Below are 24,026 nucleotides of genomic sequence, written 5' to 3' on the forward strand. Positions count from 1 at the left end.
GTGGGGCGGTCGTTCGTCGTAGTGCATCGAATCAACTTCAGCGCGGAACACCTCATGAGCACACGCGGACCCCAGGGCGCAACAGCAGCAGCGGCTACGACGAACGGAATGCGGGCCTTCCGCATGGCGCCGCTGGCACGCGCCATCGCGATGATCCTGGCGGCCAACGGCGCGCTCATCGAAGCCCAGGCGCAGCAGGCTTTCAGCGGCGCATGGTTCGCGAACAAGAACGCCACGCAGAGCACCGCAACGGCCACCGGCCGGCTGCCCAACGGCATGCCGGCTTCGATGCTGACCAATCCGCTGGAGCAACGCAAGGCAGGCGAGCAACTGCAGCGCTCGCTCAACAACCTGAACACGGCCGCGCGCGGCATCGCGGCGCAGCAGGCGGCGCAGGAAGCGGCGCGGCTGGCCGCGTTGAACGGCGGCTCCGACATTCCCGACGGCCTGGCCGATGGCGGCCTGAAGGTCGACAGCAACAGCCTCACCGCGGGCTGGCTCAATGCGGCGGCACCGGTGCAAACCGCCGCGGGTGGCCGCACCGTGGTCGGCATCCGCCAGACCGACGAGAAGGCGATCCTGAACTGGGAGAGCTTCAACGTCGGCAAGAACACCACGGTGCAGTTCGACCAGAAGGGCGGCGCCAAGCCCGATGGGACCAACTCGTGGATCGCGCTGAACCGCATCAACGACCCGAGCGGCCGGCCCAGCCAGATCGCGGGGCAGATCAAGGCCGATGGTTCGGTGTACCTGGTCAACCGCAACGGCATCGTCTTCACCGGCTCCAGCCAGGTGGACACGCGCTCGCTGGTGGCGTCGAGCCTGGCGCTGTCGGACAAGCAGTTCAAGCTGGGCATCAACAACCCGCAGGTGCTCACCAACCAGGGCAACGATTTCCCGATTCCCCAGTTCGGCGAGTTCACCTCCGCGCGGCCCCTGATCTACGGCGACGCGGGCTTCAAGCCCGGCGTCGGCGGCGCGCCCGACAAGATGGGCGACGTGGACCGCTTCGTTCCCGGCGCGGCCCCCGGCGAAGTGCGTGTCGACGCAGGCGCGCAGCTGGCGGCGAACAGCGGCGGCAAGGTCATGCTGTTCGCGCCCAAGGTGCGCAACGCGGGCCGCATCTCGGCACCCGACGGCCAGGTCATCCTCGCGGCCGGCGAAAACATCTACCTGAAGACGCCATCGACGCAGGACCCGAACGCGCCCCGCGGCCTCGACGTGGCCGCTTCGGCAGTGCCCGGTTGGGCTTTCACCGGCGGGCAGGTGTGGGGCGCGCTCAAGCTCTCGCCGGTCTATGCCGACGCCAACTTCGTCGCCGGCCTGCGCGATGTCGTCATGCCCGAGATGGCGGCGCGCGCCAAGGCGGTCGGCTACGAGGTGGTCAACACCGGCACCGTGCAGGCCGACCGCGGCAACATCACCCTGCAGGCGCAGGACGTGCGGCAGTCGGGCGTGCTCAGCGCAACCACCGCGTTGAACAACCGCAACGGCTCGATCCTGCTGCGCGCCTGGGGCCTGGGCTCGCACATGTACGCCGATGGCGTGAACGACCTGATCAATTGGTCGGCCGGCACGCTCACGCTGGGCGAAGGCAGCATTTCGCAGGTATTGCCCGACACGTCGGACACCAGCGAGATCGAGGCGTCCGCGCTCGCCACGCGCTACCAGCCGGGCCGCGTGAGCCTGTACGGGCAACTGATCGACATCCGCTCGAAGGCCGGCGTGCTGGTGCCGGCGGGAACCATCAAGCTCGAATCGGCCGTCAATCCGATGTTCACGCTGTTCCCTTACTTCAAGCCCGGCAGCCTGCGCGACGCGAGCCGCATCTACGTGGACAACGAGGCCTTCCTGAGCGTGGCGGGCCTGCAGGGCATGCAGGTGGCCATGTCGCGCAACTTCATCGAGGCCGAGCTGCGCATCAACGAACTGCGCGACTCGCCCATGCAGCTCGACGCGTGGGTGCGCGGCAAGAAGGTGATCGTCGACCGGCGCGTGAGCGGCGTGTTCAAGGACGGCCCGATGGCGGGCGTGCAATGGGTGACGGGCCCCGACGGCGCCACCTACATTCCCGGTGCCTGGGTGGGCACGCCGCTGGGCGACGTGAGCGGCTGGGTGGGCGTGGGCAAGACCGACCTGGGCGAGCTCTCGGCCAACGCGGGCAGCATCGAGATGCGCGCGGGCGGCTCGGTGATCATGCGCACGGGATCGATGCTGGACGTGTCCGGCGGCTCGGTGCGCTACACCGACGGCATGAACACCGCGACCAAGCTCATGGGCGCGGACGGCCGCGTGCACACCATGGACCGGGCCATGTCCGACACCGACTACACCGGCATCGCGGGCGAGTTCACCAACCAGCATGCGCGCTGGGGCGTGAAGACCACCTGGCGCACGCCGCTCATCGGTGCCGACTACAAGGAAGCCGGCTACACCGAAGGGCGCAAGGCCGGTGCCGTGCAGATCTACGCGGGCGACACCATGGTGCTCGAGGGCGACATGCTGGGCGGCGTGGTGGTGGGCGAGCGCCAGTCGAAGAACCCGGGCGGCAACAAGGGCGGCCGGCTGCAGCTGGGCGAGAACTCGCCGGATGGCCGGCCGTGGTCGCCGGGCACCATCATCGTCAGCCACGACCCGAAGCGGCTCGCGCAGGACTTCGATGCGAACACGAAGCTCGGCGACGACTTCTATGTGCAGCTGAAGCCGGGCGAGCAGAAGTCGCGCAAGCTCACGTTCCTGTCGGACGACATGCTGAGTAATTCGGGCATGGGCAGCATCGTGCTGAACCACATCAACGGCGACTTCGAGCTTGCGAGCGGCGCCGCGTTGAACCTCTCGCCGGGCGCGTCGCTCTCGGTGGCCGGCACCGAAGGCTCGACCAACGACATCCGCATCAACGGACTGATCCGCGTGCCGGGCGGGCAGATCGGGCTTTCGTCGGCCTACGGAAAAGTGGAGCTCGGCGAGCAGGGCCGGCTGGACGCCAGCGGCCAGTGGATCAACACCTGGCGCGACGGCGCACTGCGCGGCGCCTGGGCGCTGGACGGCGGCGCGATCACGGTGATTGCCGGAAAAATCGTGGCCCACAAGGATGCCGTGCTCGACGTATCGGGCGGTGGCTGCGCGGACCCCGGCAAGCAGGGCCTGCCGGTGTTGCGCGTGGGCAATGCGGGGTCCATCTTGCTGTCCGGCGTGACGCCCGACCTCGACCTGAACGCACTGAACATGCGCGCCCATGCGGCGGGCTCGGCGGGCAGCCTGTCGATCCAGACCGCCTCGGCGGTGCAGATCGGTGGCGTGCCGCCCGTTTCGCCGCCGGACGATGCCGGGGCGACCCCAGCCACCGCGGCCTCTTCGGTGGTGATGCTGCCGCCCACGCTCTTCGGCGAGCGCGGGTTCGGCAACGTCACGGTCTCGGTGCGCGGCGAAGGCAAGGGCATCGTGGTGCCCGAAGGCGTGTCGGTGTCGCAGCAAGCCACGAGCATCGACCTGAACAACTTCGCCTGGCGCGACCTGCCGAGCGGCCGCAACCTGGCCGAGGCAGCGCCCCTGGGTGTGCTGCGGCCCGACGAGCGCGCGGCGCGAAACCCCACGGCGCTGTCGCTCGGCACCGAGAACGGTCCGGTCCGCATTGCGCGAGGCGCCAGCGTGCGCACCGACACCGGCGGCAGCCTGACGCTGAACGCCGGCAGCGAACAGGGCGCGCTGACGGTCGGCGGGCGCCTTGACGCGCCGGCGGGCCGCATCGGGCTGAGCGGCGGCACGGTCGTCCTTGAAGCCGGCGCTGAACTGCTGGCGCGCGGCGTTCCGTTGATCCGCATCGACAGCAGCAGCGGCCGCCGCGTGGGCGAGGTGCGCGACGGCGGCACGGTGAGCATCCAGGCGGGCGACATGCGGCTGGAGAAAGATGCGCTCATCGACGTGTCCGGCGCCACCGGCACGATCGACGGCGTGCCCGACGCCGGCCCCTCGGGCACGCGCGTGTCCCGGCCCGCGCCGGAGATCCGCCTGGACAGCAACGGCGGCCTGATCGAGATCACGGGCAAGGGCCTGATCGAAAGCAGGATGGTGGGCAAGGCGGGCGGGCCCAACGGCGTCGGCGGGCGCATCCGCCTGAACATGACCGCGACATCGGGCCCGACAGGCTCGCCGCTGGAGCAACTGCAACGCGTGCTGCAAGACCCGGACTGCGTGGGCCTGGCGGTGGACGGCGTGTGCAGCGACTGGCGGCAGGGCGTGGACTACGACTGGGCGCCCGGCCTGCGCAGCTACGGCTACGAGATCGACGGGCCGATGATCCTGTCGTCGGCCCTGCTCGCGAAGCTGGCGGACGTGAAGGAGCTGGTGGTGTCCGACCGGCTGGGCCTGCCCGGCGTGAACGGTGCGCTCGATGCGGCCCAGTTCGGCCTGACGCCGCAGGCGCTGGACCTGTTCCGCGACGCGCTCTTTTCGAGCGACCTGTTGCGCGACCTGCTGAACAAGCCCGGCCAGGTGTCCACGCTGACGGTGCGTCCGCAGGCCTTCAAGGACGGCGGCTTTGCCGACCTCTCGCTGGTGAATGCGACGCAGGGCGCGATTCGCCTGGACAACGCGAACCTCGTGCTGGGCCGCTCGATCTTGCTGCAGGGGCCGATCGTCGGGCACGCGGGCTCGTCGTCGTCGCTGCGCGCGCCGCGCATCGTGCTGTCGGCGGTGCCTGCCGCCTCGCCTGAAGCGCCGGCATCGTCGGCCGCGTCGGCAGGGGCGGGGCAGCTCACCGTGGCCGGCTCGCTGATCGACATCTCGGCATCGGAAGACCCGACCCAGTTCCAGGCCGGCGCCGTGCGCATCGGCGGCTTCGGCCGCACGGTGCTCGAAGCCGGAGAGATCCGCATGGGCGGCGCGCTGCCTTCGCCGATCAACGAAGAAACCCGGTTGCAGATCAACCTCGACGTAGACGGGCAGCTGGTGCTGAACGCCGGACAGGTGTACCCGACCACCGCGATGACCGGCGTGATCCGCGCCGGCGATTCCATCACCGTCGAGCGCCTGGGCGATGCCGGCAGCGCACCGCTGTCGGCCGGCGGCAGCCTGCGCCTGGAAGCACCGGTGATCGCGCAGAACGGTGTGCTGCGCGCGCCCTTCGGCCAGATCGAGCTGAACGCAGGCGAGCGCTTGTCGCTGGGCGCGGGCAGCCTCACTTCGGTGTCGGGTGCCGGAATGACCGTGCCCTTCGGCACGCTGTCCAACAACGAGCACTGGCACGACCCGTCGAAGGCGGTCGATCCCGTCAATCCGTCGACCGGCTCGCTGGTCGCGCCGCCTGAAAAGCGCATCACCATGAAGTCGCCCGACGTGGCGCTGGCGCGTGGCGCGGTGGTGGACATCGCCGGCGGTGGCGACCTGCATGCCTCCGAATTCGTGCCGGGCCCGGGGGGCTCGCACGACATGCTGAACATGCCGGGCATGTACGCGATCCTGCCGGGGCAGGCCGGCGCGGCACCCGCTGGCGGTGCCGCGGCGGGCCAGCGCGTCTGGCTCGCCGGCGGTCCCGGCCTGGCGGCCGGCTGGTACACGCTGTTGCCCGCGCGCTATGCGCTGTTGCCCGGCGCCTTCGCGGTGCAGGCAACTGGCAAGGCCTGGGGCGGTGCGCTCGCGCCCGCCGCCCGCGCGCCGGACGGCAGCCTGGTCATGCAGGGCAAGGCCGGCAACACCTATGGCGGCAACCAGGACGTGCAGGCTTCGGCCTGGCGCGTGATGTCCGGTGCCGTGCTGCGGCGCTACTCCGAATACAACGAGGCCACGGCCAACGACTTCTTCTCGTCCGAGGCCTTCAAGCTCACGCAGTACCGCCTGACGGGCCAGAACGTGGTCACGCCGCGCCTGCCGCGCGACGGCGGCGCGGTGGTGTTCGACGCGGGCCGCCGGCTGGTGCTGGACGGCACGCTGCGCTCCGCGCCCGACGAGGGCGGGCGCGGCGGGCTGGTCGACATTGCCGGCAAGAAGATCGCCATCGTCGGCAGCGGGCAGGACAGCGCCAGCCTGCAGGCCGACGGCTACCTCGTCATCGATGCGGCGAGCCTGTCGAACTTCGGCGCGGGCAGCCTGCTGGTGGGCGGCAAGCGCAAGGGCAACGCGCTCGGCCTGGAGCTGGACGTGACCGCGACCGACATCGTGGTGCGCAACAACGAGGGCTCCGAGCTGTCCGGCCCCGAGATCATCCTGGCGGCCAGCGACAAGGTGGCCATCGAAGGCGGAAGCCGCGTCAGCGCGAAGGGCGCGGGCGGACGCGGCGCGGGCAACCTGGTCATGAAGCCGCGGGTGGCGGCGGTCTACGCCGACCCGGACGGGCAACTGGACGACAACTTCGACGGCGTGATCGACGCCAAGGACGCGGTCGACGACGTGCTCGTCTCGGCCGCCAGGGATTGGGGCGCGCTGGTGCGCGTGGCCACCGGCGATGCGGTCAAGGTCATCCGCCAGGGCGTGGACACCTCGCGCGGCGGGCTGGTTTCCGTCGGTGCGGGCGCGATGGTCAACGGCGACGCGGCCTTGCTGATCGACGCCACGCGCACGACGGAACTGGCGGCCTCGGCACAGATCGCGGGCACCGACCTGTCGGTGGCGGCCGGCCGCATCGGCTTCGGCGGCGGCACCGAAGGCATGGTGCTGGACAGCGGCGCGCTTGCGCAGCTGGGCCGCTCGACGCGCCTGACGCTGCGCAGCTACACCGACTTCGACTTCTACAGCTCGCTCGACCTGGGCGCGGCGGGCCTGAAATCGCTGACCTTCGACGGCGGCGCATTCGTGGGCCGCGGCGCGGGCGACGTGACGATCAAGGGCGACAGCATCGCGCTCATCAACAGCGGCGGTGGCGGCACCGGCGTGCCTGCCGCCGGCGGTGCGGGCGGCTTCACGCTGGACGCGGCCACGCTGGTGCTGGGCGCGGGCCAGAAGACGTTCTCGGGCTTCGGCGCGGTGACGCTGGCGGGCCGCAACGCGATCGTCGGCGAGGGGGCGGGCGGCATCGACACGGGCGCGTCGCCGCTCACGCTGAACACGCCGCTGCTCACCGGCCGTGGCGGCGCGGCGCAGTCGATCGCCACGGGCGGCGCGTTGCAGGTCGTCGCTTCGGCGCAAGGCGAGGCCGCGTCGTTCGACCCGCAGGAAAGCCTGGGCCTGCGCCTGAACCTCAGCGGACGCAGCATCGCCTTCGACGGCCGCGCGGTCGCGCGGGGCGGCAGCATCGACATGACGGCGACCGGCGGCAGCCTGGTCGTGGCGCGCGGCGCCACCATCGACGTGAGCGGCTCCGCCAAGCAGTTCTTCGACGTGGCCGAATACGCGGACGCGGGCCGCATCGGCCTGTCGGCGGTGGGCGGCGACGTGCGGCTGGAGGCCGGCAGCCGGCTCGACCTGGCCGCGCACCCGAGAGGCGGCGACGCCGGCACGCTGAGCCTTGCGGCATCGCAGGGCGGCACGGTGGTGCTCGACGGCCAGATCGCGGCGCAGGCGGGAGGCAATGGCGGCAAGGCCGGCAGCTTCGCGCTCGACATCGAGGCGCTGCCCGATTTCGCCGGCGTGAGCCAGCGGCTGAACGACGCCGGCTTCAACCGCTCGCGCCAGTTCCGCATCCGCCAGGGCAACGTGGCACTGGGCGGCTTCACGCAGGTGGAAGACTTCGGCCTCACGGCGGATCGGGGCAGCATCGACATCTCGGGCACGGTGGATGCGCGCTCGGCCTACGGCGGCGCCATTCGCATCACCGCCGGCAACGGCGTGGCAATGCAGGCCGGTGCGCAGCTGCTCGCCGGTGCCACCGGCAGCCTGGGCAACGGCCGCGTCACGCTCGAAGCAGCGGGCGGGCAACTCAACCTGCAAGGCGGCCTGATCGACGTGGCCGGCAACGAAGGCGGCAAGGTGCGCCTGCGCGCGCAGCAGAACGCCACGCACGACGACGTCGCGGTCAGCGCGCTCAACGTTGCGGTGAACGGTGCGCGCTCGGCGGTGCTCGAAGGCGTGAGCGTCTACGACGTGAAGGACTACGACGGCGCCACGGTCGATTCGGTCAGGCCCGACGCCATTGCCGATGCCGCGCGTTTTCGTGCCGCATCGGGCGGGGTGGCGGCACGGCTGGGCACCGGGCTGGCCGTGATGCCCGGCATCGAGGTCCGCAGCGCGGGCGACCTCGCGCTGAACAGCGACTGGAATATTTTCAACGATTTCTCCGGCGCGCGCGAAGGCACGCTGACCTTGCGCGCGGGCGGCAACCTCGCCATCAATGGCCACCTGAGCGATGGCTTCGATGCGGCCGACCGCAGCGGCCGGCTGCAGGCGGGCCCGTCGTGGAACCTGCGGCTGGTGGCCGGCGGCGAGCTGGCCTCGGCCGATGCGATGGCGCTCAAGCCGCTCGCGGCACAGGCTGCGGGCAAGGGGTCGATCACCGTGGGCACGGCCAACACCGCCGTGCCCACCGACAGCGACCCGAAGCCGGACAACGGCGCGGGCAAGCTCGTGCGCACCGGCACCGGCGACCTCGAGGTGCGCGCGGGCCGCGACCTCACGCTGGCGCACAAGGAATCGGTGATCTACACCGCCGGGCGCAAGGACACGACGGTGTGGAGCGACTTCTCCACCGCCAACCCGAACGCGAGCTACGGCGTGGAAGGCGGCAACCTCGCCATCGGCGCGCAGGGCAGCATCGAGGCCGCGCCGTCGGGCCAGCACTTCAGCGAGTGGCTCAACCGGCAGGGCACGCTCAATGAAAAGCGCTTCTTCGGCGAATACACCAACGGCGAAAACGGCTGGAACCCGGACGGCGTCTACGGCCCCGTCATTCACGCACCCGAGCAGTCGAGCTGGTGGATCGACTACGGGCGCTTCCAGCAGGGCGTGGGCGCGCTGGGCGGCGGCAACGTCAGCGTGGACGCCGGCGGCGACCTGCGCAACCTGCTGGTCGCGTTGCCGACCCACATGCGCATGCGCGGCGGCCGTTCCGTCAGCGAAGCCATGGCCATGGAAATGCGCAACGGCGGCGCCATGACGGTGCAGGCCGGCGGCACGATCCGCGGCGGGCAGTACTACGTGGCGCGCGGCGCGGGCGACATCCGCGCCGGCGAAACGGCGGTCGGCCACACGGTGACGATAACCCGCGACGACAGCGGCGGCGGGCTCACGAAGTCCAGCTACACCGTGGCGCCGATCCTCGCGCTGGGCGACGCCACGCTGAGCCTTCGCACAGCCGGCGACCTGCGCCTGCAGACGGTGGTCGATCCGCTGCTGGTGACCTACGGCGAGGGCCTTCGAGGCGACGGCCAGATGCTGAACTACGGCGCCTACATGAGCGGCTACACCGACCGCAGCGCGCTCCGGCTGGTGTCGACCGGCGGCAACATCACCTTCGTGAATCGGACCGAGTTCATCTTCCGCGACCTGCTGCTGCGCTGGGTCGAGAAGGACACGCTGGTGGGCTTCGGCGGCAACCGGTATCCGGCGCGCTTCTCGGCGGCCGCCCTGAATGGCGGCATTGCCATCGACGGGCCGCTGTATGTGCTGCCGGGCACCACCAACGACGTGCGGGTGGTCGCGAAGAACGACATCCGCTTCGACGCGCCGCTCGTCATGGCCTACGCCACGCCGGCGATGATGCCCACGGGCTACAGGCCGGCCGGCGCGGGCTCGCCGTTCAGCCAGATGAACATGGAGGACATGCTCGACAACCTGATCGAGCGGGCACTGGCCTCGCCCGTCAACAACTCGTACCTGCGCAGCGTGAACAACCCCGAAGTGCTGCCGCTGGCCAACGACTTCGAGCCCAGCCGCATCTATGCATCGCAGGGCTCCATCGTGGGGCTCGACGTGAAGGCCAACGAGCAGACCTGGGTGCGCGCGGGCACCGACATCCGCGGCCTGCGGCTGGCGGGCCGCAACCTGCGTGGTTCCGACGTCACGCTGCTGGAGGCGGGCAACGACATCCTGGCGATGAAGAGCACGGCGCGCCTGGACCCGAACAACGACCTCTCGGTGGGCCTGACCGGCAACATCGAGATCCAGGGCCCCGGCACGCTGGTGCTGGCCGCCGGCCGCGACCTGTATGCCGACAACCTGCAGGTGCAGACGCTGGGCAACCAGCGCTACGACAGGAACAACCGCGCGCTGCCCGAGACGCAGGTCAAGGGCCTGCCGGAACACGGCGCCGCCATTACCGCCATGGCCGGGTTGAACCATGCGGTGGGCTACGACGCGTTCACGGCCGCCTACCTCGATCCGTCGAAGGTCGCGTCCATGCCCGACTACCTGAAGACCCGGGGCGCCGACGGCAGCGTGCTGCCCATCTACCTGGTGGACCAGGTCGAAACGCGCGCGGGGGGGCAGGAAAAAACCGTGCGCCGCGGCCTCGTGTCGTTCATGTCGGACATGACCGGCGAAAAGCTGGAGCCGCTCGAAGCCTGGGCGCGCTTCCAGAAACTGCCCCAGCTCGCGCAGCAGCAGTTCCTGCGGCAGGTGTACCTGCTCGAACTGCGCGAAGCCGGGCGCGACCAGAACGAGCCGGGCACCGGTGGCCTGCCGCGCAACGGCGGCTACAACCGCGGCTACACGGCCATCGAGACGCTGTTCCCGGGCGACACATGGAAGGGCGACGTGGCGGCCAACAAGCTGATGCTGCGCACCATGGCCGGCGGCGACATCGACGTGATCACGCCCGGCGGCGGCCTGCAGGTGGCGGCGCTGGGCGCCGCGGTGCCGGCCGGCTACGGGCTGGTGACGCTGGCGTCGGGGCACATCGGCATTGCGGCCCGGAACGACGTCACCGTGAACCAGTCGCGCATCCTGTCGTTCGTGCCCGAGGTGACGAAGCAGGGCAGCGACCAGATCATCTGGTCCACCGTCGGCGACATCGACGCCGGGCGCGGCGCCAAGACCTTGCGCGTGCCTTCGGCGCCCGAGGTGTCGACCGACCTGGACGGCGTGACGGTGATCCGCGAGAAGTCGGACATGAGCGGCAGCGGCATCGGCACCGTGGGCGACGGCGACGTCGACCTGGTGGCGCCACGCGGCACCGTCAACGCCGGCGACGCGGGCCTGCGCGTGGCGGGCAACCTGAACATCGCGGCGCTGCAGGTGCTGAACGCGGACAACATCCAGGTCAAGGGCGAGACCAAGGGCTTGCCGGTGATCGCGGCCGTGAACATCGGCGCGCTGACCAACGCCAGTGCCGCGGCTGCGCAGGCAACGGCCGCCGCGCAGGACATGATGCAGCGCGAACGCTCGGCCGCACGGCAGGCGCTGCCTTCGGTCTTCACGGTGCGCGTGCTCGGCTTCGGCAACGAGCCCGCGCAGGGCGCGAGCGACGCGCCGCCGACCGGCAAGGGACTGCAATCGGGTGCGCGGCCCAACTATGACCCGCTGAACCCCGTGCAGGTCGTGGGCATGGGCCGGAACATCGATCCCAGGCATTGGGCGAGCCTGAGCACCGACGAGCGTCGTCGGCTGCAGCAGGACCGCTAGGCCGCACGGGTGAATGCACCATGGCATTGAGCGTTCTTTGCGAACCGCAAGCGGCGGCGGGCGACCCCGCCGCCAACGAGCCGCTGGACGAGGCGCAGCGCCGCCTTGCGCTGCAGGGCTTTCTCTGTGCGAACTACGAAGGGCTGTGCCGCAAGCTGGCCCGCCACCTGGGCTGCGCCGACATGGCCAGCGAATGCCTGCACGACGCCTGGCTGCGGCTGGGCGACCTGGAGGTGCGTTCGCCGGTGCTGAACCCCAGCGCCTACATCTACCGCGTGGCCTGCAATGCCGCCATGGACCGCATGCGGGGCGACAGGTCGTGGCAGTACACGGGCGATGCCGACATGGGCATCGAGCATTTCGCCGATCACACGCCAGGCCCCGAGCGCATTGCGCAAGCCCGCTCCGACCTGGCGGCGGTGCAGCGCGCCATGGAGCGCCTGCCGCGCCGGCATCGCTCGGTGCTCGTCGCCCTGCGCATCGACGAGATGACGCGTGACGAGGTGGCCAGCCGCTATGCGCTTTCGGTGCGCGGCGTGGACACCGCCTTGCGGCAGGCGCTGGACTACTGCGCCGGGAGCGCGGGCCAGCAGGTGCTCGCCGGTGTGAGCGCGCCGCGGCGGGCGCTGCGTCCGCAGGGCATGCCTGTGAGCGCGTAGAGGGCGTGCGTCCGCACGGCCGGGCATAGGCGCTTTGTCATGCCCCCGCGCAAAAAAACCGGGGCATCCGGCCCCCTCGCGAAAGGTCACTTCGCTCATGTGCGAAGGCGACGCGGTTCCTAAAGTCATCCCCAGGCCGAACGCTTCTGCACACACCGGGCAGGCAAGCGGTTCCGGCCGGCAACGACAACCGGGGAACACGCATGGAACCGTTCGCACTGCTGCCGAGAGCCTTCATGAGCCTGCTGCGGGAAGACGCAGGAATGTCGTTCATGGAGTTCGCGCTGATCGGCGCCCTGGTGATGGTCGTGTGCCTGCTCCTGCTGCTCGCCGTGCGGCGCAGCGCCTGAACCCGGGGAGCCGATCATGCAAGAACTCGACGCCGTTCTCGAACTGCTGGCAATGCTGGCTTCCGACATCCGCATGCCGGCGCTTCTCGTGCTGCTCGTGGTGGCTGCCGTCAGCGACTGGCGCACCTACCGTATTCCGAACTGGCTGACCTTCGGCGGCGCGTTCTTCGCACTCGTCTACGGGACGCTGGCCGCCCGCACGCCGACCGTGGGTGCGCTGAGCGCCTTCAGCGGGCTGGGCGTGGGCTTCGCCGCGATGCTGCCGTTCTATGCCATCGGAATCATGGGCGCCGGCGACGTCAAGCTGATGGCCATGTCGGGCGCCTTCCTCGGGCCGGAGCAAACGCTGATGGCCGTGCTCTGCACTTTCATCGCCGGCGGCGTCGCTGCCCTGGCCTTCGCGATCCATCGCCGCCGTGTCGGCCACATGCTGGCCAACGTCAAGACCGCGGCGCAAGGGATGGTGGTCTCCAGCATTGCGGGCATCCGGCCTTCGGCGGGCATCCACGCCAACCTGTCCGTGGGGAAGCTGCCCTATGGCATCTGCATCGCGGCTGGCACGGTGGTCGAAGTGCTTGCACATCAACTGGGCTACCTCTAGCCCGCTCATCTCTTACCTGCGACGGAGGTTCACATGAAGAACATCAAGGCGATCGGGCTGATCCTTCTGGCCCTTCTGACGGGGCTGGCGGCCGCGGTCTATGCGGCCGGGTGGATCTCCAGGCAAAGCGGCATCGCGTCCAACAAGGTCGTGGTGGCGGCCGTCGATATCGAGCTGGGCAGCCGCGTCAACGCGCAGATGCTGTCCACGGTCGATTGGCCCAGCGGCTCCGTGCCGAACGGCTCGTTCAGTGAAGTCAAGGCGCTGGACGACCGCGTGGTGAAGGTCGGCGTGCTGCGCGGCGAAGCCATCATCGAAGGCAAGCTGGCACCGGTGGGCACCCAGGGCGGCCTGTCGGCGGTGATTGCCTCCGGCAAGCGGGCCATGACGGTGCGCGTCAACGACGTGGTGGGCGTCGCCGGTTTCGCGCTGCCGGGCAACTACGTCGACGTGATGGTCAACGCCCAGCAGGACAAGGGCCGCGGCGAAGACGCGCTGCAGATCAGCAAGACGGTGCTCGAGAAAGTGCTGGTGCTGGCGGTGGCGCAAGAGGCCAACCGCGACGACACCAAGCCCAAGGTCGTCAGCGCCGTGACGCTCGAACTCTCGCTCGAAGATTCTGAAAAGCTCGACCTGGCACGCAGCGTGGGCACGCTGTCCCTGGTGCTGCGCAACCAGATGGACAAGACCACGGTCTCCACCGGCGGCATCACCAAGGGCCAGCTGTTCGGCGAGAAGGCCGTGGTGCAGGTCTCTACCGCAGCGGCCCCGGCCCCGGTCCGTCCCCGTGTCCATCGCGCAGGCCCCGCCGCGCAGCCGTCCGAGTGCGTGGAGGTCATCCAGAACGCGGCCCGCTCGCTCGCCTGTTTCTGATCCGGTTCGCAAGGAGGAACACCAAGTGCGCCATCTTTCAACAACACTCGCCCGTCTGCTGGCGACCCTCGCGACAGTGGCGGCTCCCGCCGCCATGGCCGCGGACGTCGTGGCGGCCGCCCCGGCCTCGGCCACCATGCCAGTTGCTGCTGCAGCTGCGCCCCCGGCGGCAGCGGCGGGCAACGCACCCGCCAGCCGGCGCTGCACGGCCATCATTCCGGACGACCAGCCGACCCAGGCCGTGCTCGGCAAATCGGTGGTCATTCCGCTGCGGGCGCGCGTGGTGCGCATCGTGGTGAGCGGGCAGCCCCCGAACCGGGCGACCGCGGCTTCGGCCGCGGCCGTTCCGGCGGGCATGCAGCCGGCCGCACCGGCCGCCAACGCGAATTCGGGCGAAGGCATCGCCGACATCGACGTGACGCTGCTGAGCCCGACCGACCTGTTCTTTCGCGGCCGCCAGGCGGGCTCGATGAACGTCGTGCTGCAAAGCGCCGACGGCACCTGCTACATCAAGGACGTGATCGTCACCATCGATCCGATGGCGCTGCAGGCCAAGCTTGCCGAGCTGATGCCCGAAGAGCGCGGCATCCGCGTGCGCAGCGCCGAGCGCTCCATCGTGCTCACGGGTGAGCTCAGCGATGCGCTCAAGCTCGACGACGTGATGAGCCTGGCGGCGGCCTACGGCGCCGATGGAAAGAAGGTGGTGAACCTGATGCGCGTCTCCAGGCCGCAGCAGGTGATGCTCGAAGTGAAGATCGCCGAGGTCAGCAAGACGCTGCTCGACCGGCTGGGCGCGAGCGTCGGTCTTGCGCGCAGCGGCAGCGGTGGCCAGAACAACTACTCGCTGATTTCCAATTTCCTGAGCTCGGGCGCGGGCCTGGTCCAGGCGCTGCGCATCGGCCGCACCTCGCTGACCATCGACGGCCAGAAAGACGACGGGCTGGTGCGCATTCTTGCGGAGCCCAACATCATGGCCATCAGTGGCCAGCAGGCCAGCTTCCTGTCGGGCGGCAAGATCTTCATTCCGGTGGCGCAGAGCGCCGGCGGCGGCAGCGGGACGAACATCACGCTGGAGGAAAAAGAGTTCGGCATCGGCGTCAAGTTCACCCCGACGGTGCTCAACGGCGACCGGGTCAACCTGAAGATGGTGTCCGAGGTGTCGGACCTGTCGCAGACCGGTTCGCCGTTCACGACGGTCGGGGGCGTTACCGCGGTGCTGCCGTCCCTCACGGTGCGCCGCGCCGACACCACCGTGCAGCTCAACGACGGGCAGAGCTTCGTCATTGCCGGGCTCATCAAGAGCAACGTGACGGAGAGCGTCAAGCGCTATCCGGGCCTGGGCGAAGTACCGGTCATGGGGGCGCTGTTCCGCAGCACCGAATTCCAGAACGAGCAGACCGAGCTGATGTTCGTCATCACGCCGCGCCTGGTTCGCCCGCTGGCCGAGTCGCCGCGGGTCCCGACGGACAACCACGTCGTACCCAGCCGCGCCGAGGTCTACCTGAACGGCGCCCTCGAAAGCGCCACCCCGGCACCGGCCGCCCCGGCCAGCGCAACCCCGTGAGGAGTACCGCCATGTTCATCAGATCGACCACCGTAGCGCTCGCATGCCTCTTTGCAACCGGCTGCTCGCATGTCACGCCCAACTACGACGCGCGCTTCGGCGACGCGGTGCGCGACGCCAGGAAAAAGATGACGGTGAACCCGGACGCCGGCAAGAACGGCGACCCGGTTGCGGGCATGGACGGCCGCGCGGCGCGCGAGTCGATGAACCAGTACCACGAGTCCTACAAGACGCCACCGCCGGCGATCAACGTCATCAACATCGGCGGCGGCATCGGTAGCCAGGGGGGCGGCTCGGGGAAGTGACAGGCCGCGTTGCGCGGATTCATTCACACGAGTCTTCACATGGAAAGGAGAACGCCACGAACTGCAACGAACTTTTTCCACCACCACTCTTTTTCAAACCCGATTTCCAACTGTTCAAACCTTGATAGGAAAGAACCATGAAAAACTTTCTCCAGGCCATCGGCCAATCGACACGCGGCTTCATGCTCGAGGAAGAGGGCGCACAAGTCGTCGAGTACGCGCTGATCATCGCGGTCGTTTCCATCGCGCTGGTCATTGCATTGAGGGCGCTCACCACGGGCGCCACGTTCACGAACTTCATCGCTCGCGTCAACACGTGCCTGAACGGGCCGGGGCCCTGCGTGTAAGTGGCGTTCGGGGGAGAGGAGCGGGCCGGGTTTTCCGATTCGCTCCGCTCCACCTTTTCATCCGCTTCCACCTGACTCTTTCCCACAACGAACCGAGGTCATCACCATGCTCAAGAAATTTCTGAAAGACGAAAGCGGTGCCCAGGTCGTGGAGTACGCGCTGATCATCGCCGTCGTTTCCATTGCGCTGGTCGTTGCGCTGCAGTTGCTCGCCAGCGGGGCGCCCTTCACGAACTTCATCGGTCGCCTGAACGTGTGCCTGAACGGGCCGGGACCCTGCGTCTGAATGGCGTTCGGGGAGGGGAGCGGGCCGGGGCCACCGGCCCGCTTTGCGCCACCCCTTCATTCGCTTCCAAGTGACTGTTTCTCCACAAGAGCCGAGGTCATCACCCCCCACAGGAAGACCGATCATGAAAGCCAACCGCACCCATCGCCGCCAGCGTGGCGCGATGATCGTCACCGCCGCGTTGTTCCTGTTGTTCATGCTGGGCTTCATGGGCATCGCGCTCGATTTCGGCCACCTGTTCGTCGTCCGGACCGAGCTGCAGACGGCGGTGGACAGTTGCGCGCTGGCCGCGGCGCGCGAGCTCGACAAGACGAGCTCGGCGATCACGCGGGGCAAGAGCGCCGGCCAGACGGCCGGCAACGCGAACCGGGTGAACATGCAGTCGGCCACCTGGGGCGGGCAGGGCCAGATCGTGGCCGCTGAAGTCACGTTCCGCGACGCTTCCTATGCGCCCACGAGCGTTCCCACCGCGGCCGTCTACGCGCAGTGCGCGCACAGCCAGCCCAACATCAGGATGTGGCTGATGCAGGCCGTGGGTGCCTTCTCGGGCGATACCGCCGGCAACCCCGCGACACGCAGCGTGGCCGCCAGCGCGGTTGCCACCCGTGCGAGCGCACAGAGCGCATGCCCCATTCCGGTCGCGGCGAAGCCGAAGGCGGGCGGCACGGCGCCGAACTACGGCTTTGCCGTCGGTGAATGGGTGACGCTCATCATGGCGCAGAACGCTGCCGCGGGCGGCCAGATCGGCTGGGCCAACCTCGACGGCAGCAACAGCGCCTCGGAAACCGAGGCCGAACTGAACGGCCGTTGCGGCGCCAAGGTGGGCGATACGGTGGGCACTCCCGGCGTGCAGACCTCGGTGGCCGACACCTGGAACTATCGCTTCGGCATCTACAAGAACAGCGGCGACCCCAGCGTGGACAGGCCCGACTACACCGGCTATGCCTACACCTCGCTGAACTGGCCCGCGCAGTTCAACGCCTACAACGGCCCGGCCCCGGGTGGGGGCGGCACGGCCCAGAACTTCGTGACCAAGCGGGCCGCCTTTGCTTCGTGCGCCGACACAGGCACCAAAGTGAAGGGCGCGAACAGCTGCGAATCGATCACCGGGCTGTCGCTCAACAGTTTCCAGAAGCTGGCCAATCCCGGCAACGTGGCCGGAGGCCACATGCAGTACGGCCTTGACCGCCGCTTCGTCACGGTGCCGGTCATCGACGGCGGCAACCGCGTCATCGACTACCTCTGCATGCTGATGCTGCAGCCGCTGAGCATTCCGATGACCGACACGCAGCTGGAATTTCTCGGCAACGCGGGAGCCCCCAGCAGCCCCTGCACCACCAGCGGGCTGGCCGGTGGATCGGCAGGCCCGCTGGTTCCGGTCCTGGTGAGGTGAGCATCATGAAAAAGTCCCGTCGCACCCAGCATGGCGCCGCGCTGATCGAGCTGGCGTTCATCATGCCGCTGCTGTTGTTGTTGACCTTCATCACCACCGAGTTCGGCCGTGCGGTGTACGAGTACAACGCGGTCGTCAAATCCACCCGCGACGCGGTGCGCTACCTGTCGGTGCAGACACCCAACACGCACGTCACCGAGGCGCGCAACCTGATCGTGTACGGCAACACGGCCGGCACCGGGACGCCGCTGGCGCGCGGGCTGAGCCTTTCGAACGTGCCGGCCGGCAGTTGCTGCACCTGGCAGTCGGCCGGTGCGAGCCCGATCATCACCACGGTCACGGTGCGCGTCAGCAGCTACTCCTTTCATTCGCTGTTCCCTTCGGTGATGGGTGTCGCTCTCACGGGTGTGAACGGCAACATCGTCTTCAGCGACATCACCGCCACCATGAGGGCGCCATCATGAGACACCACGTCAACGGCGCGACCACCGTCGAGTTCGCGCTGGGCCTGCTCATCTTCCTGATGCTGGTGCTGGGCATCGTCGACTTCTCGCGCATGCTGTTCATGTGGAGCGCGGCCCAGGAGGCCACGCGCGCGGGAGCCCGGTACGCGGTGGTGTGCGACGACACCGCCTACCAGGCCCAGGTGCTGGCCCGCATGAAGGCGCTGATGCCGCAGATCAACACGGTGTCGGTGGCGTGGGCGCCTTCGGGCTGCACGGCCGCCACGTGCCAGGGTGTCACCGTCAGCATCACCGGCCTGAACTACCAGTGGATTTCTCCCATCGTGGGCGTCGCCGGGCCGCTGATCCCCATGCCAGGGTTCTCGACCTACCTGCCGCGCGAGGTCATGCGCAAGGACCCGAACAGCGCGGCCATCTGCTCCTAGCAACGTACCGGACACGACCATGAAGATCGCCATCATTTCCCCCAATCCGAACCACCTGCAGGACATGCGCAAGGTCCTCGAGGGGCGCTCTCACCAGGTGTCGCTGTTCGAGGGCGGCAAGAGCCGCATGCAGTGGGTCGTCGAGAAGGCCGCGCCTGACCTGCTGCTGGTCGACGGCATGTGCTGCGACCTCCAGGAGCTCGTGCTCGTGGAGAAGCTCACGCTGCAGCACCCTGCGATCGCGGTGGTGCTGCTGTGCGCCATGCAGACGCCGGAGTTCCTGATCCACGCGATGCGCGCGGGTGTGCGCGAGGTGCTGCCGTCGCCTTCGGACACCGCCGCGCTCGAGGCCGCCGTCGAGCGCATCGCGCTCAAGATGGCCGGCACGCAGGCGCGCAGCCCCGGCCAGGTGGTGGCGTTCATGCCGTGCAAGGGCGGCAGCGGCGCGACCTTCCTGGCCACCAACATCGGCTACCAGCTCTCGCGCGGGCGCTCGGTGCTGCTGATCGACCTGAACCTGCAGTTCGGCGACGCGTTGTCGTATGTGAGCGATATGCGGCCGAGCTCGACCATGGCGGACGTTGCGCGCGACATCGCCCGCCTCGACGCTTCGCTGCTCGCGGCCAGCGTCGTGCGCGTGGCGCCGGGCTTCAGCATCCTGCCGGCGCCCGACGATCTTTCGCGCGCGATGGATGTCAAGGCAGAGCACATCGACGCGATCCTGCAGGTTGCGCAGCCGATGTACGACTTCGTGCTGTTCGACCTGGGCCCGCGCATCGACACGCTCTCGATCCGGGTGCTGGACCGCGCGGACCGCATTTTTCCCGTGCTGCAGCCGAGCCTGCCGCACATCCGCAACGTGACGCGCCTGATGCAGGTGTTCAAGTCGCTGGGCTACGCACCCGGCAAGGTCGAGCTGCTCGTGAACCGCAGCGCCGGCGGCGGGGAGATCGGGCTGTCCGACATGCGGCGCTCGCTGGTGGGCGCGACGCTCTCGATCGTGCCGGACGGCGGCAAGGACGTGGACACGTCCATCAACCGGGGCGTGCCGCTGGTTGAGATGTCGCGCGGCAGCGCGCTCGCCAAGCGGCTTGCCGAGATTGCTCACACGCTCAGTCCGCGGCAGGAGGCTGCGCCCGGCTTCATCGGGCGGCTCTTCCGCCGCGCCTGAGCAAAGGTTCATTCTTCATTCAACAGCAAGGCAGGTTCCCATGTCATTCAGAGAACAGCTCAATGCGATCGAGGCCGACCCCGCCGGGCGGCCAGGCGGGCATGCGGTAGACCTTGCCGCGGCACCCTTTGCGTCGGATTCCTACAAGCTGCTGAAGGAGCGCATGCACCTGAAGCTGCTGGACCGCTTCGACCTGGCGGCGCTCGAGACCCTGAAACCCGACGTGCTGCGCCAGGAAATCTCGACCATGGTCACGCGGCTGCTGCAGGAAGAGCCCGAGGCGCTCAACGACATCGAGCGGCGCACGCTGATCCGCGACATCCAGCACGAGATGCTCGGCTTCGGGCCGATCGAGCTGTTGATGGCGGACCCTACGGTATCGGACATCCTGGTCAATTCACACGAGAAGATCTATGTCGAGCGCCGGGGCCGGCTGGAGCTGACCAACGTCAGCTTCACCGACGAGAAGCACCTGCTGCGCATCATCGACAAGATCGTCTCGCTGGTGGGGCGGCGCATCGACGAGTCCAGCCCCATGGTCGATGCGCGGCTGCCCGACGGCTCGCGCGTGAACGCCGTCATTTCGCCGGTGGCGCTCGACGGACCGATGATGTCGATCCGGCGTTTCGCGAAGATCCCGCTGCGCATGGAGAACCTGGTGAACGAGCTCAAGACGCTGACGCCGCCGATGGCGCAGATGCTGGAGGGGCTGGCCCAGGCCAAGGTCAACATGCTCATTTCCGGCGGCACGGGCGCCGGCAAGACCACGCTGCTGAACATTCTCTCGGGCTTCATTCCGCCGAGCGAACGCATCATCACCATCGAGGATGCGGCGGAGCTCCAGCTGCAGCAGCCGCACGTGGCGCGCATGGAAACGCGGCCGATGAACATCGAGGGCAAGGGCGAGATCACGCAGCGCGCGCTGGTGCGCAATGCGTTGCGCATGCGGCCCGACCGCATCGTCATCGGCGAGGTGCGCGGCGCCGAGGCGGTCGACATGCTGCAGGCAATGAACACCGGCCACGAAGGCTCGCTGACCACCATCCACGCCAACACGCCGCGCGATGCGCTTTCGCGGCTGGAAAACATGATCGGCATGGCGAACCTGAACCTGCCGCACCGCACCGTGCGCCAGCAGATCGCGTCGGCCATCACCGTGGTGGTGCAGGTCTTGAGGCTGGTGGACGGGCGGCGCAAGGTCACAAGCATCCAGGAGATCACCGGCATGGAGGGCGAGGTGATCACCATGCAGGAGATCTTCACCTTCCACCAGACAGGCATGGGCCCCGACGGCCAGGTGCGCGGCCATTTCCATGCGACGGGCGTCAGGCCGAAATTCGCGGAGCGGTTGCACGTGTACGGCGTGGACCTGCCCGACACCATGTTCGAGCCCGGCAAGCACTACGAATAGGAGACCATCATGTTCGACAACCTGGGGGGGCACACCCTCATTACCGTCACCGTGCTGGTCTTCGTGACCGTGCTGCTCATGATCGAGGGCCTGTACCTGCTGTGGCGCTCGTACAAGGGTCCCGAGGCGCGCAAGATCGAGAAGCGGTTGCAGGCGTTTTCCGCCGCGATCGACCGCACGCCGCAAGCCCACCTGGTCAAGGAGCGCATGCTCAGCGAGGTGCCGTGGTTGCAGCGCATGCTGCTGACGCTACCGCGGGCGCACCGGCTGGACCGCTTCATCCTGCAGGCGGGGCTGGACTGGACTGTTTCGAGCTTCCTGCTGGCGTGCGGCACGCTCGGCGTGCTCGCATTTTTCGTGGCGGCAGGGATGGCGCACCAGCCGGCGCTTCTGTCGCTCGCCATCGGGATCGGTGCGGCGATGCTTCCGGTGTTCTACCTGCAGCGCCAACGCAGCCGTCGGCTGGCCCGCATGGAGCGGCAACTGCCGGATGCACTGGACCTGGTGACGCGCGCCCTGCGCGCGGGGCACGCGTTCGCGAGCGGCGTGCAGATGATCGGCGAGGAAATGCCCGACCCGATTGCCAGCGAGTTCCGCATGGTCGCCGACGAAGTGAATTTCGGCGTTTCGCTGCAGCAGGCGCTGACCAATCTCAGCGAGCGCGTGCCGCTCACCGACCTGCGCTACTTCGTGGTGTCGGTGCTGATCCAGCGCGACTCCGGCGGCAACCTGACCGAGGTGCTGGGCAACCTGAGCAAGCTCATCCGCGACCGGCTCAAGCTGCTCGCGCGGGTGCGGGTGCTGTCGTCGGAAGGGCGGCTGTCGGCCTGGATACTGGGGCTCATGCCGTTCGCCCTGGCGGCGCTCATGAACATCTTCAACCCCGAGTTCATGGCGCCGTTGTGGACGGACCCGATCGGGCAGACGGTGCTCAAGTACATGCTGGCACTGATGTTCGTGGGCGTCGTGCTGCTGCGCAAGATCGCGAAGATCCGCGTCTGAAGGAGAAGGGCCATGACCATCACCATGCTGTTTCCCATCCTGGTTTTCCTGGCCGTGTCGCTGGCCATCGGCGGCCTGGCGGTCTGGTTGTCGCCGACGCGCACCGCGCAGCGCCTGCAGGCGGTGGCGCCGGCGGCCGGCAAGTCGGCCTGGGCCGAGACCGCCGTCAAGATCGTCGGTCCTTTCGCGCAGTTGTCCTCGCCCACCAGCGACGCCGATCTGTCGCCGCTGCGGGTGCGCTTCCTGAACGCGGGCATCCGCCACCCGGACGCCTACCTCGTGTACTTCGGCCTGAAGACGCTGTTGCCGCTGGGCTTTGCGGCGCTCGCATTCCTGGCGATGCGGGCGACCGGGGCCGCGGAAGACCGCACCGTGATGCTGCTGTGGCTTGCGGTGGCGGCGCTGGCCGGCTGCTACCTGCCCAACCTGGTGCTGCGCCTGCTCATTCGCGCGCGCCGCCGCGAGATATTCGAGAACTTCCCCGACGCCGCCGACCTGATGCTCGTGTGCGTCGAAGCAGGGCTGGGGCTCGATGCCGGCCTGGCCAAGGTCACCGAGGAGATCCAGGTCAAGAGCATGGCGCTCGCGCAGGAGCTGCACTGGACCAACCTCGAAATGCGCGCCGGTGCTACGCGCGAGAAGTCGCTGCGCAACCTCGCGCTGCGCACGGGCGTGGAAGAGATCAGCACCTTCGCGACCATGCTGACCCAATCGGACCGGTTCGGCACCAGCATCGGTGAATCGCTGCGCGTGTTCTCCGAAGACCTGCGCCACAAGCGCCAGGTTCGCGCGGAAGAGCTGGCGGCCAAGGTGCCGACCAAGATGCTGCTGCCGCTGGTGCTGTGCATCTTTCCGTGCATCTCGATGGTGATCCTCACGCCGGCGATGATTCGCGTCGTGCGGATGATCGGCCCGATGCTGAGCGGGTCTTGAGTCGAGCCGGGTGCCCCTCGCTCTGGGGCTTGAGGCAACTCGGCGCGGTGCGTTTTTCAGTGCACCGGCGTCGTGTCGAACTGGTGCCTCATCGCGTACACGTACAGCTCGAGGCGGTTCGTCACGTCGAGCTTCTGGTAGATCGAGGTGAGGTGGTTGCGCAGCGTGTGCTCGGTGACGAAGAGCTTCGACGCCAGTGCCTTGTTCGAGGCGCCGCTGCCCTCCACGACGACCCGGACGATTTCCCGTTCCTTGTGCGTCAGGCTTGCGAGCCTGGCGGCGTCGGGGTCGGCCTTCGGCGGCTTCTTCACCGAGGTCAGCTCGGAGAAGACACGGCCCATGGTTTGCGCATCGACGCAAAGCTCCCCGTGGTAGACGCGCTCGATGGCATCGAGCACTTCCTGCGCCGAGGCATCCTTGCGCATCACGCCGCGCGCGCCGTGCAGCACGGCAAGGTCGAGCGTGCGCTGTTCGCGTTCCCCGGTGAGCACGACCACGCGCGACACCTCGTTCGACAGGAGCCGGGGCAGGATGTCGATGGCGCAGTGGCCGTCCAGGTCCAGGTCGAGCACGATGACGTCGGGCGCGAGATCTTCCGAGGTCGCCACCGCGTCTTCGCAGCAGCGGGCCGTGCCTACGACATGCATGCGCGGCTGTTCGCCGTCGATGAGCCTGGACAGGCCCCACAGCATGGTCTGGTGGTCGTCCACGAGCAGGACGCCGATGGAATGAGCAACAGGTTGCATGACGGATTC

General features: G+C 68.7%; 17 protein-coding genes. 16 read left to right on the forward strand and 1 reads right to left on the reverse strand.

What is annotated here, in order from left to right:
* Positions 1 to 54: 54 nt before the first annotated feature.
* From DBV14_RS06565 to DBV14_RS06635, 16 genes are all read left to right on the forward strand, one after another.
* Positions 55 to 11,487 carry a filamentous haemagglutinin family protein gene (locus DBV14_RS06565; RefSeq protein ID WP_185545949.1) on the forward strand — a complete coding sequence of 3,811 codons (11,433 nt, stop codon included), beginning with the start codon at positions 55 to 57 and terminating at the stop codon, positions 11,485 to 11,487.
* Between the two features lie 20 nt (positions 11,488 to 11,507).
* A complete protein-coding gene (locus DBV14_RS06570) occupies positions 11,508 to 12,146 on the forward strand; it encodes an RNA polymerase sigma factor (protein ID WP_124458391.1) in 639 nt (212 codons plus the stop codon).
* Positions 12,147 to 12,349: 203 nt separating this feature from the next.
* On the forward strand, positions 12,350 to 12,496 hold the full coding sequence (locus DBV14_RS33350) for a hypothetical protein (protein WP_185545950.1): 147 nt from the start codon (positions 12,350 to 12,352) through the stop codon (positions 12,494 to 12,496).
* Between the two features lie 16 nt (positions 12,497 to 12,512).
* Positions 12,513 to 13,097 carry a prepilin peptidase gene (locus DBV14_RS06575; RefSeq protein WP_124458392.1) on the forward strand — a complete coding sequence of 195 codons (585 nt, stop codon included), beginning with the start codon at positions 12,513 to 12,515 and terminating at the stop codon, positions 13,095 to 13,097.
* 33 nt (positions 13,098 to 13,130) lie between these two features.
* Entirely contained in the window at positions 13,131 to 13,970 is an 840-nt protein-coding gene (gene cpaB, locus DBV14_RS06580; RefSeq protein ID WP_124458393.1) for a Flp pilus assembly protein CpaB, read from the forward strand.
* A 25-nt stretch (positions 13,971 to 13,995) separates the two neighbouring features.
* Positions 13,996 to 15,534, forward strand: a complete 1,539-nt coding sequence (locus DBV14_RS06585; protein WP_124458394.1) for a type II and III secretion system protein family protein — start codon at positions 13,996 to 13,998, stop codon at positions 15,532 to 15,534.
* A gap of 11 nt (positions 15,535 to 15,545) precedes the next feature.
* The gene (locus tag DBV14_RS06590; RefSeq protein ID WP_124458395.1) at positions 15,546 to 15,839 is read left to right on the forward strand and encodes a hypothetical protein; all 294 of its coding nucleotides are present in this window, start codon (positions 15,546 to 15,548) and stop codon (positions 15,837 to 15,839) included.
* A 137-nt stretch (positions 15,840 to 15,976) separates the two neighbouring features.
* Positions 15,977 to 16,186 (forward strand): Flp family type IVb pilin, encoded by a 210-nt coding sequence (locus DBV14_RS06595; protein WP_124458396.1) that lies wholly within the window; start codon positions 15,977 to 15,979, stop codon positions 16,184 to 16,186.
* Positions 16,187 to 16,292: 106 nt separating this feature from the next.
* Positions 16,293 to 16,472 carry a Flp family type IVb pilin gene (locus DBV14_RS06600; protein ID WP_124458397.1) on the forward strand — a complete coding sequence of 60 codons (180 nt, stop codon included), beginning with the start codon at positions 16,293 to 16,295 and terminating at the stop codon, positions 16,470 to 16,472.
* 124 nt (positions 16,473 to 16,596) lie between these two features.
* Positions 16,597 to 17,865: a pilus assembly protein TadG-related protein gene (locus DBV14_RS06605; protein ID WP_124458398.1), complete on the forward strand. Its 1,269-nt coding sequence runs from the start codon at positions 16,597 to 16,599 to the stop codon at positions 17,863 to 17,865.
* Between the two features lie 5 nt (positions 17,866 to 17,870).
* Positions 17,871 to 18,329 (forward strand): TadE/TadG family type IV pilus assembly protein, encoded by a 459-nt coding sequence (locus DBV14_RS06610; protein ID WP_124458399.1) that lies wholly within the window; start codon positions 17,871 to 17,873, stop codon positions 18,327 to 18,329.
* On the forward strand, positions 18,326 to 18,754 hold the full coding sequence (locus tag DBV14_RS06615; protein ID WP_124458400.1) for a TadE/TadG family type IV pilus assembly protein: 429 nt from the start codon (positions 18,326 to 18,328) through the stop codon (positions 18,752 to 18,754). Before DBV14_RS06610 ends, DBV14_RS06615 begins: the two co-directional genes overlap by 4 nt.
* A 19-nt stretch (positions 18,755 to 18,773) precedes the next feature.
* The gene (locus DBV14_RS06620) at positions 18,774 to 19,925 is read left to right on the forward strand and encodes an AAA family ATPase (protein ID WP_124458401.1); all 1,152 of its coding nucleotides are present in this window, start codon (positions 18,774 to 18,776) and stop codon (positions 19,923 to 19,925) included.
* Between the two features lie 40 nt (positions 19,926 to 19,965).
* Positions 19,966 to 21,336 (forward strand): CpaF family protein, encoded by a 1,371-nt coding sequence (locus DBV14_RS06625; RefSeq protein WP_124458402.1) that lies wholly within the window; start codon positions 19,966 to 19,968, stop codon positions 21,334 to 21,336.
* A gap of 9 nt (positions 21,337 to 21,345) precedes the next feature.
* Complete coding sequence (locus DBV14_RS06630) at positions 21,346 to 22,338, forward strand: type II secretion system F family protein (protein ID WP_124458403.1); 993 nt, start codon at positions 21,346 to 21,348, stop codon at positions 22,336 to 22,338.
* A 12-nt stretch (positions 22,339 to 22,350) separates the two neighbouring features.
* Complete coding sequence (locus DBV14_RS06635) at positions 22,351 to 23,271, forward strand: type II secretion system F family protein (protein ID WP_260396846.1); 921 nt, start codon at positions 22,351 to 22,353, stop codon at positions 23,269 to 23,271.
* 56 nt (positions 23,272 to 23,327) lie between these two features.
* Here the strand turns inward: DBV14_RS06635 and DBV14_RS06640 are convergent, their stop codons facing one another.
* The gene (locus tag DBV14_RS06640) at positions 23,328 to 24,017 is read right to left on the reverse strand and encodes a response regulator transcription factor (protein WP_124458404.1); all 690 of its coding nucleotides are present in this window, start codon (positions 24,015 to 24,017) and stop codon (positions 23,328 to 23,330) included.
* Between the last annotated feature and the right edge of the window lie 9 nt (positions 24,018 to 24,026).

The organism is Variovorax sp. KBW07 (assembly GCF_003852515.1).
In the GTDB taxonomy this organism is placed as follows: Bacteria; Pseudomonadota; Gammaproteobacteria; order Burkholderiales; family Burkholderiaceae_C; genus Variovorax.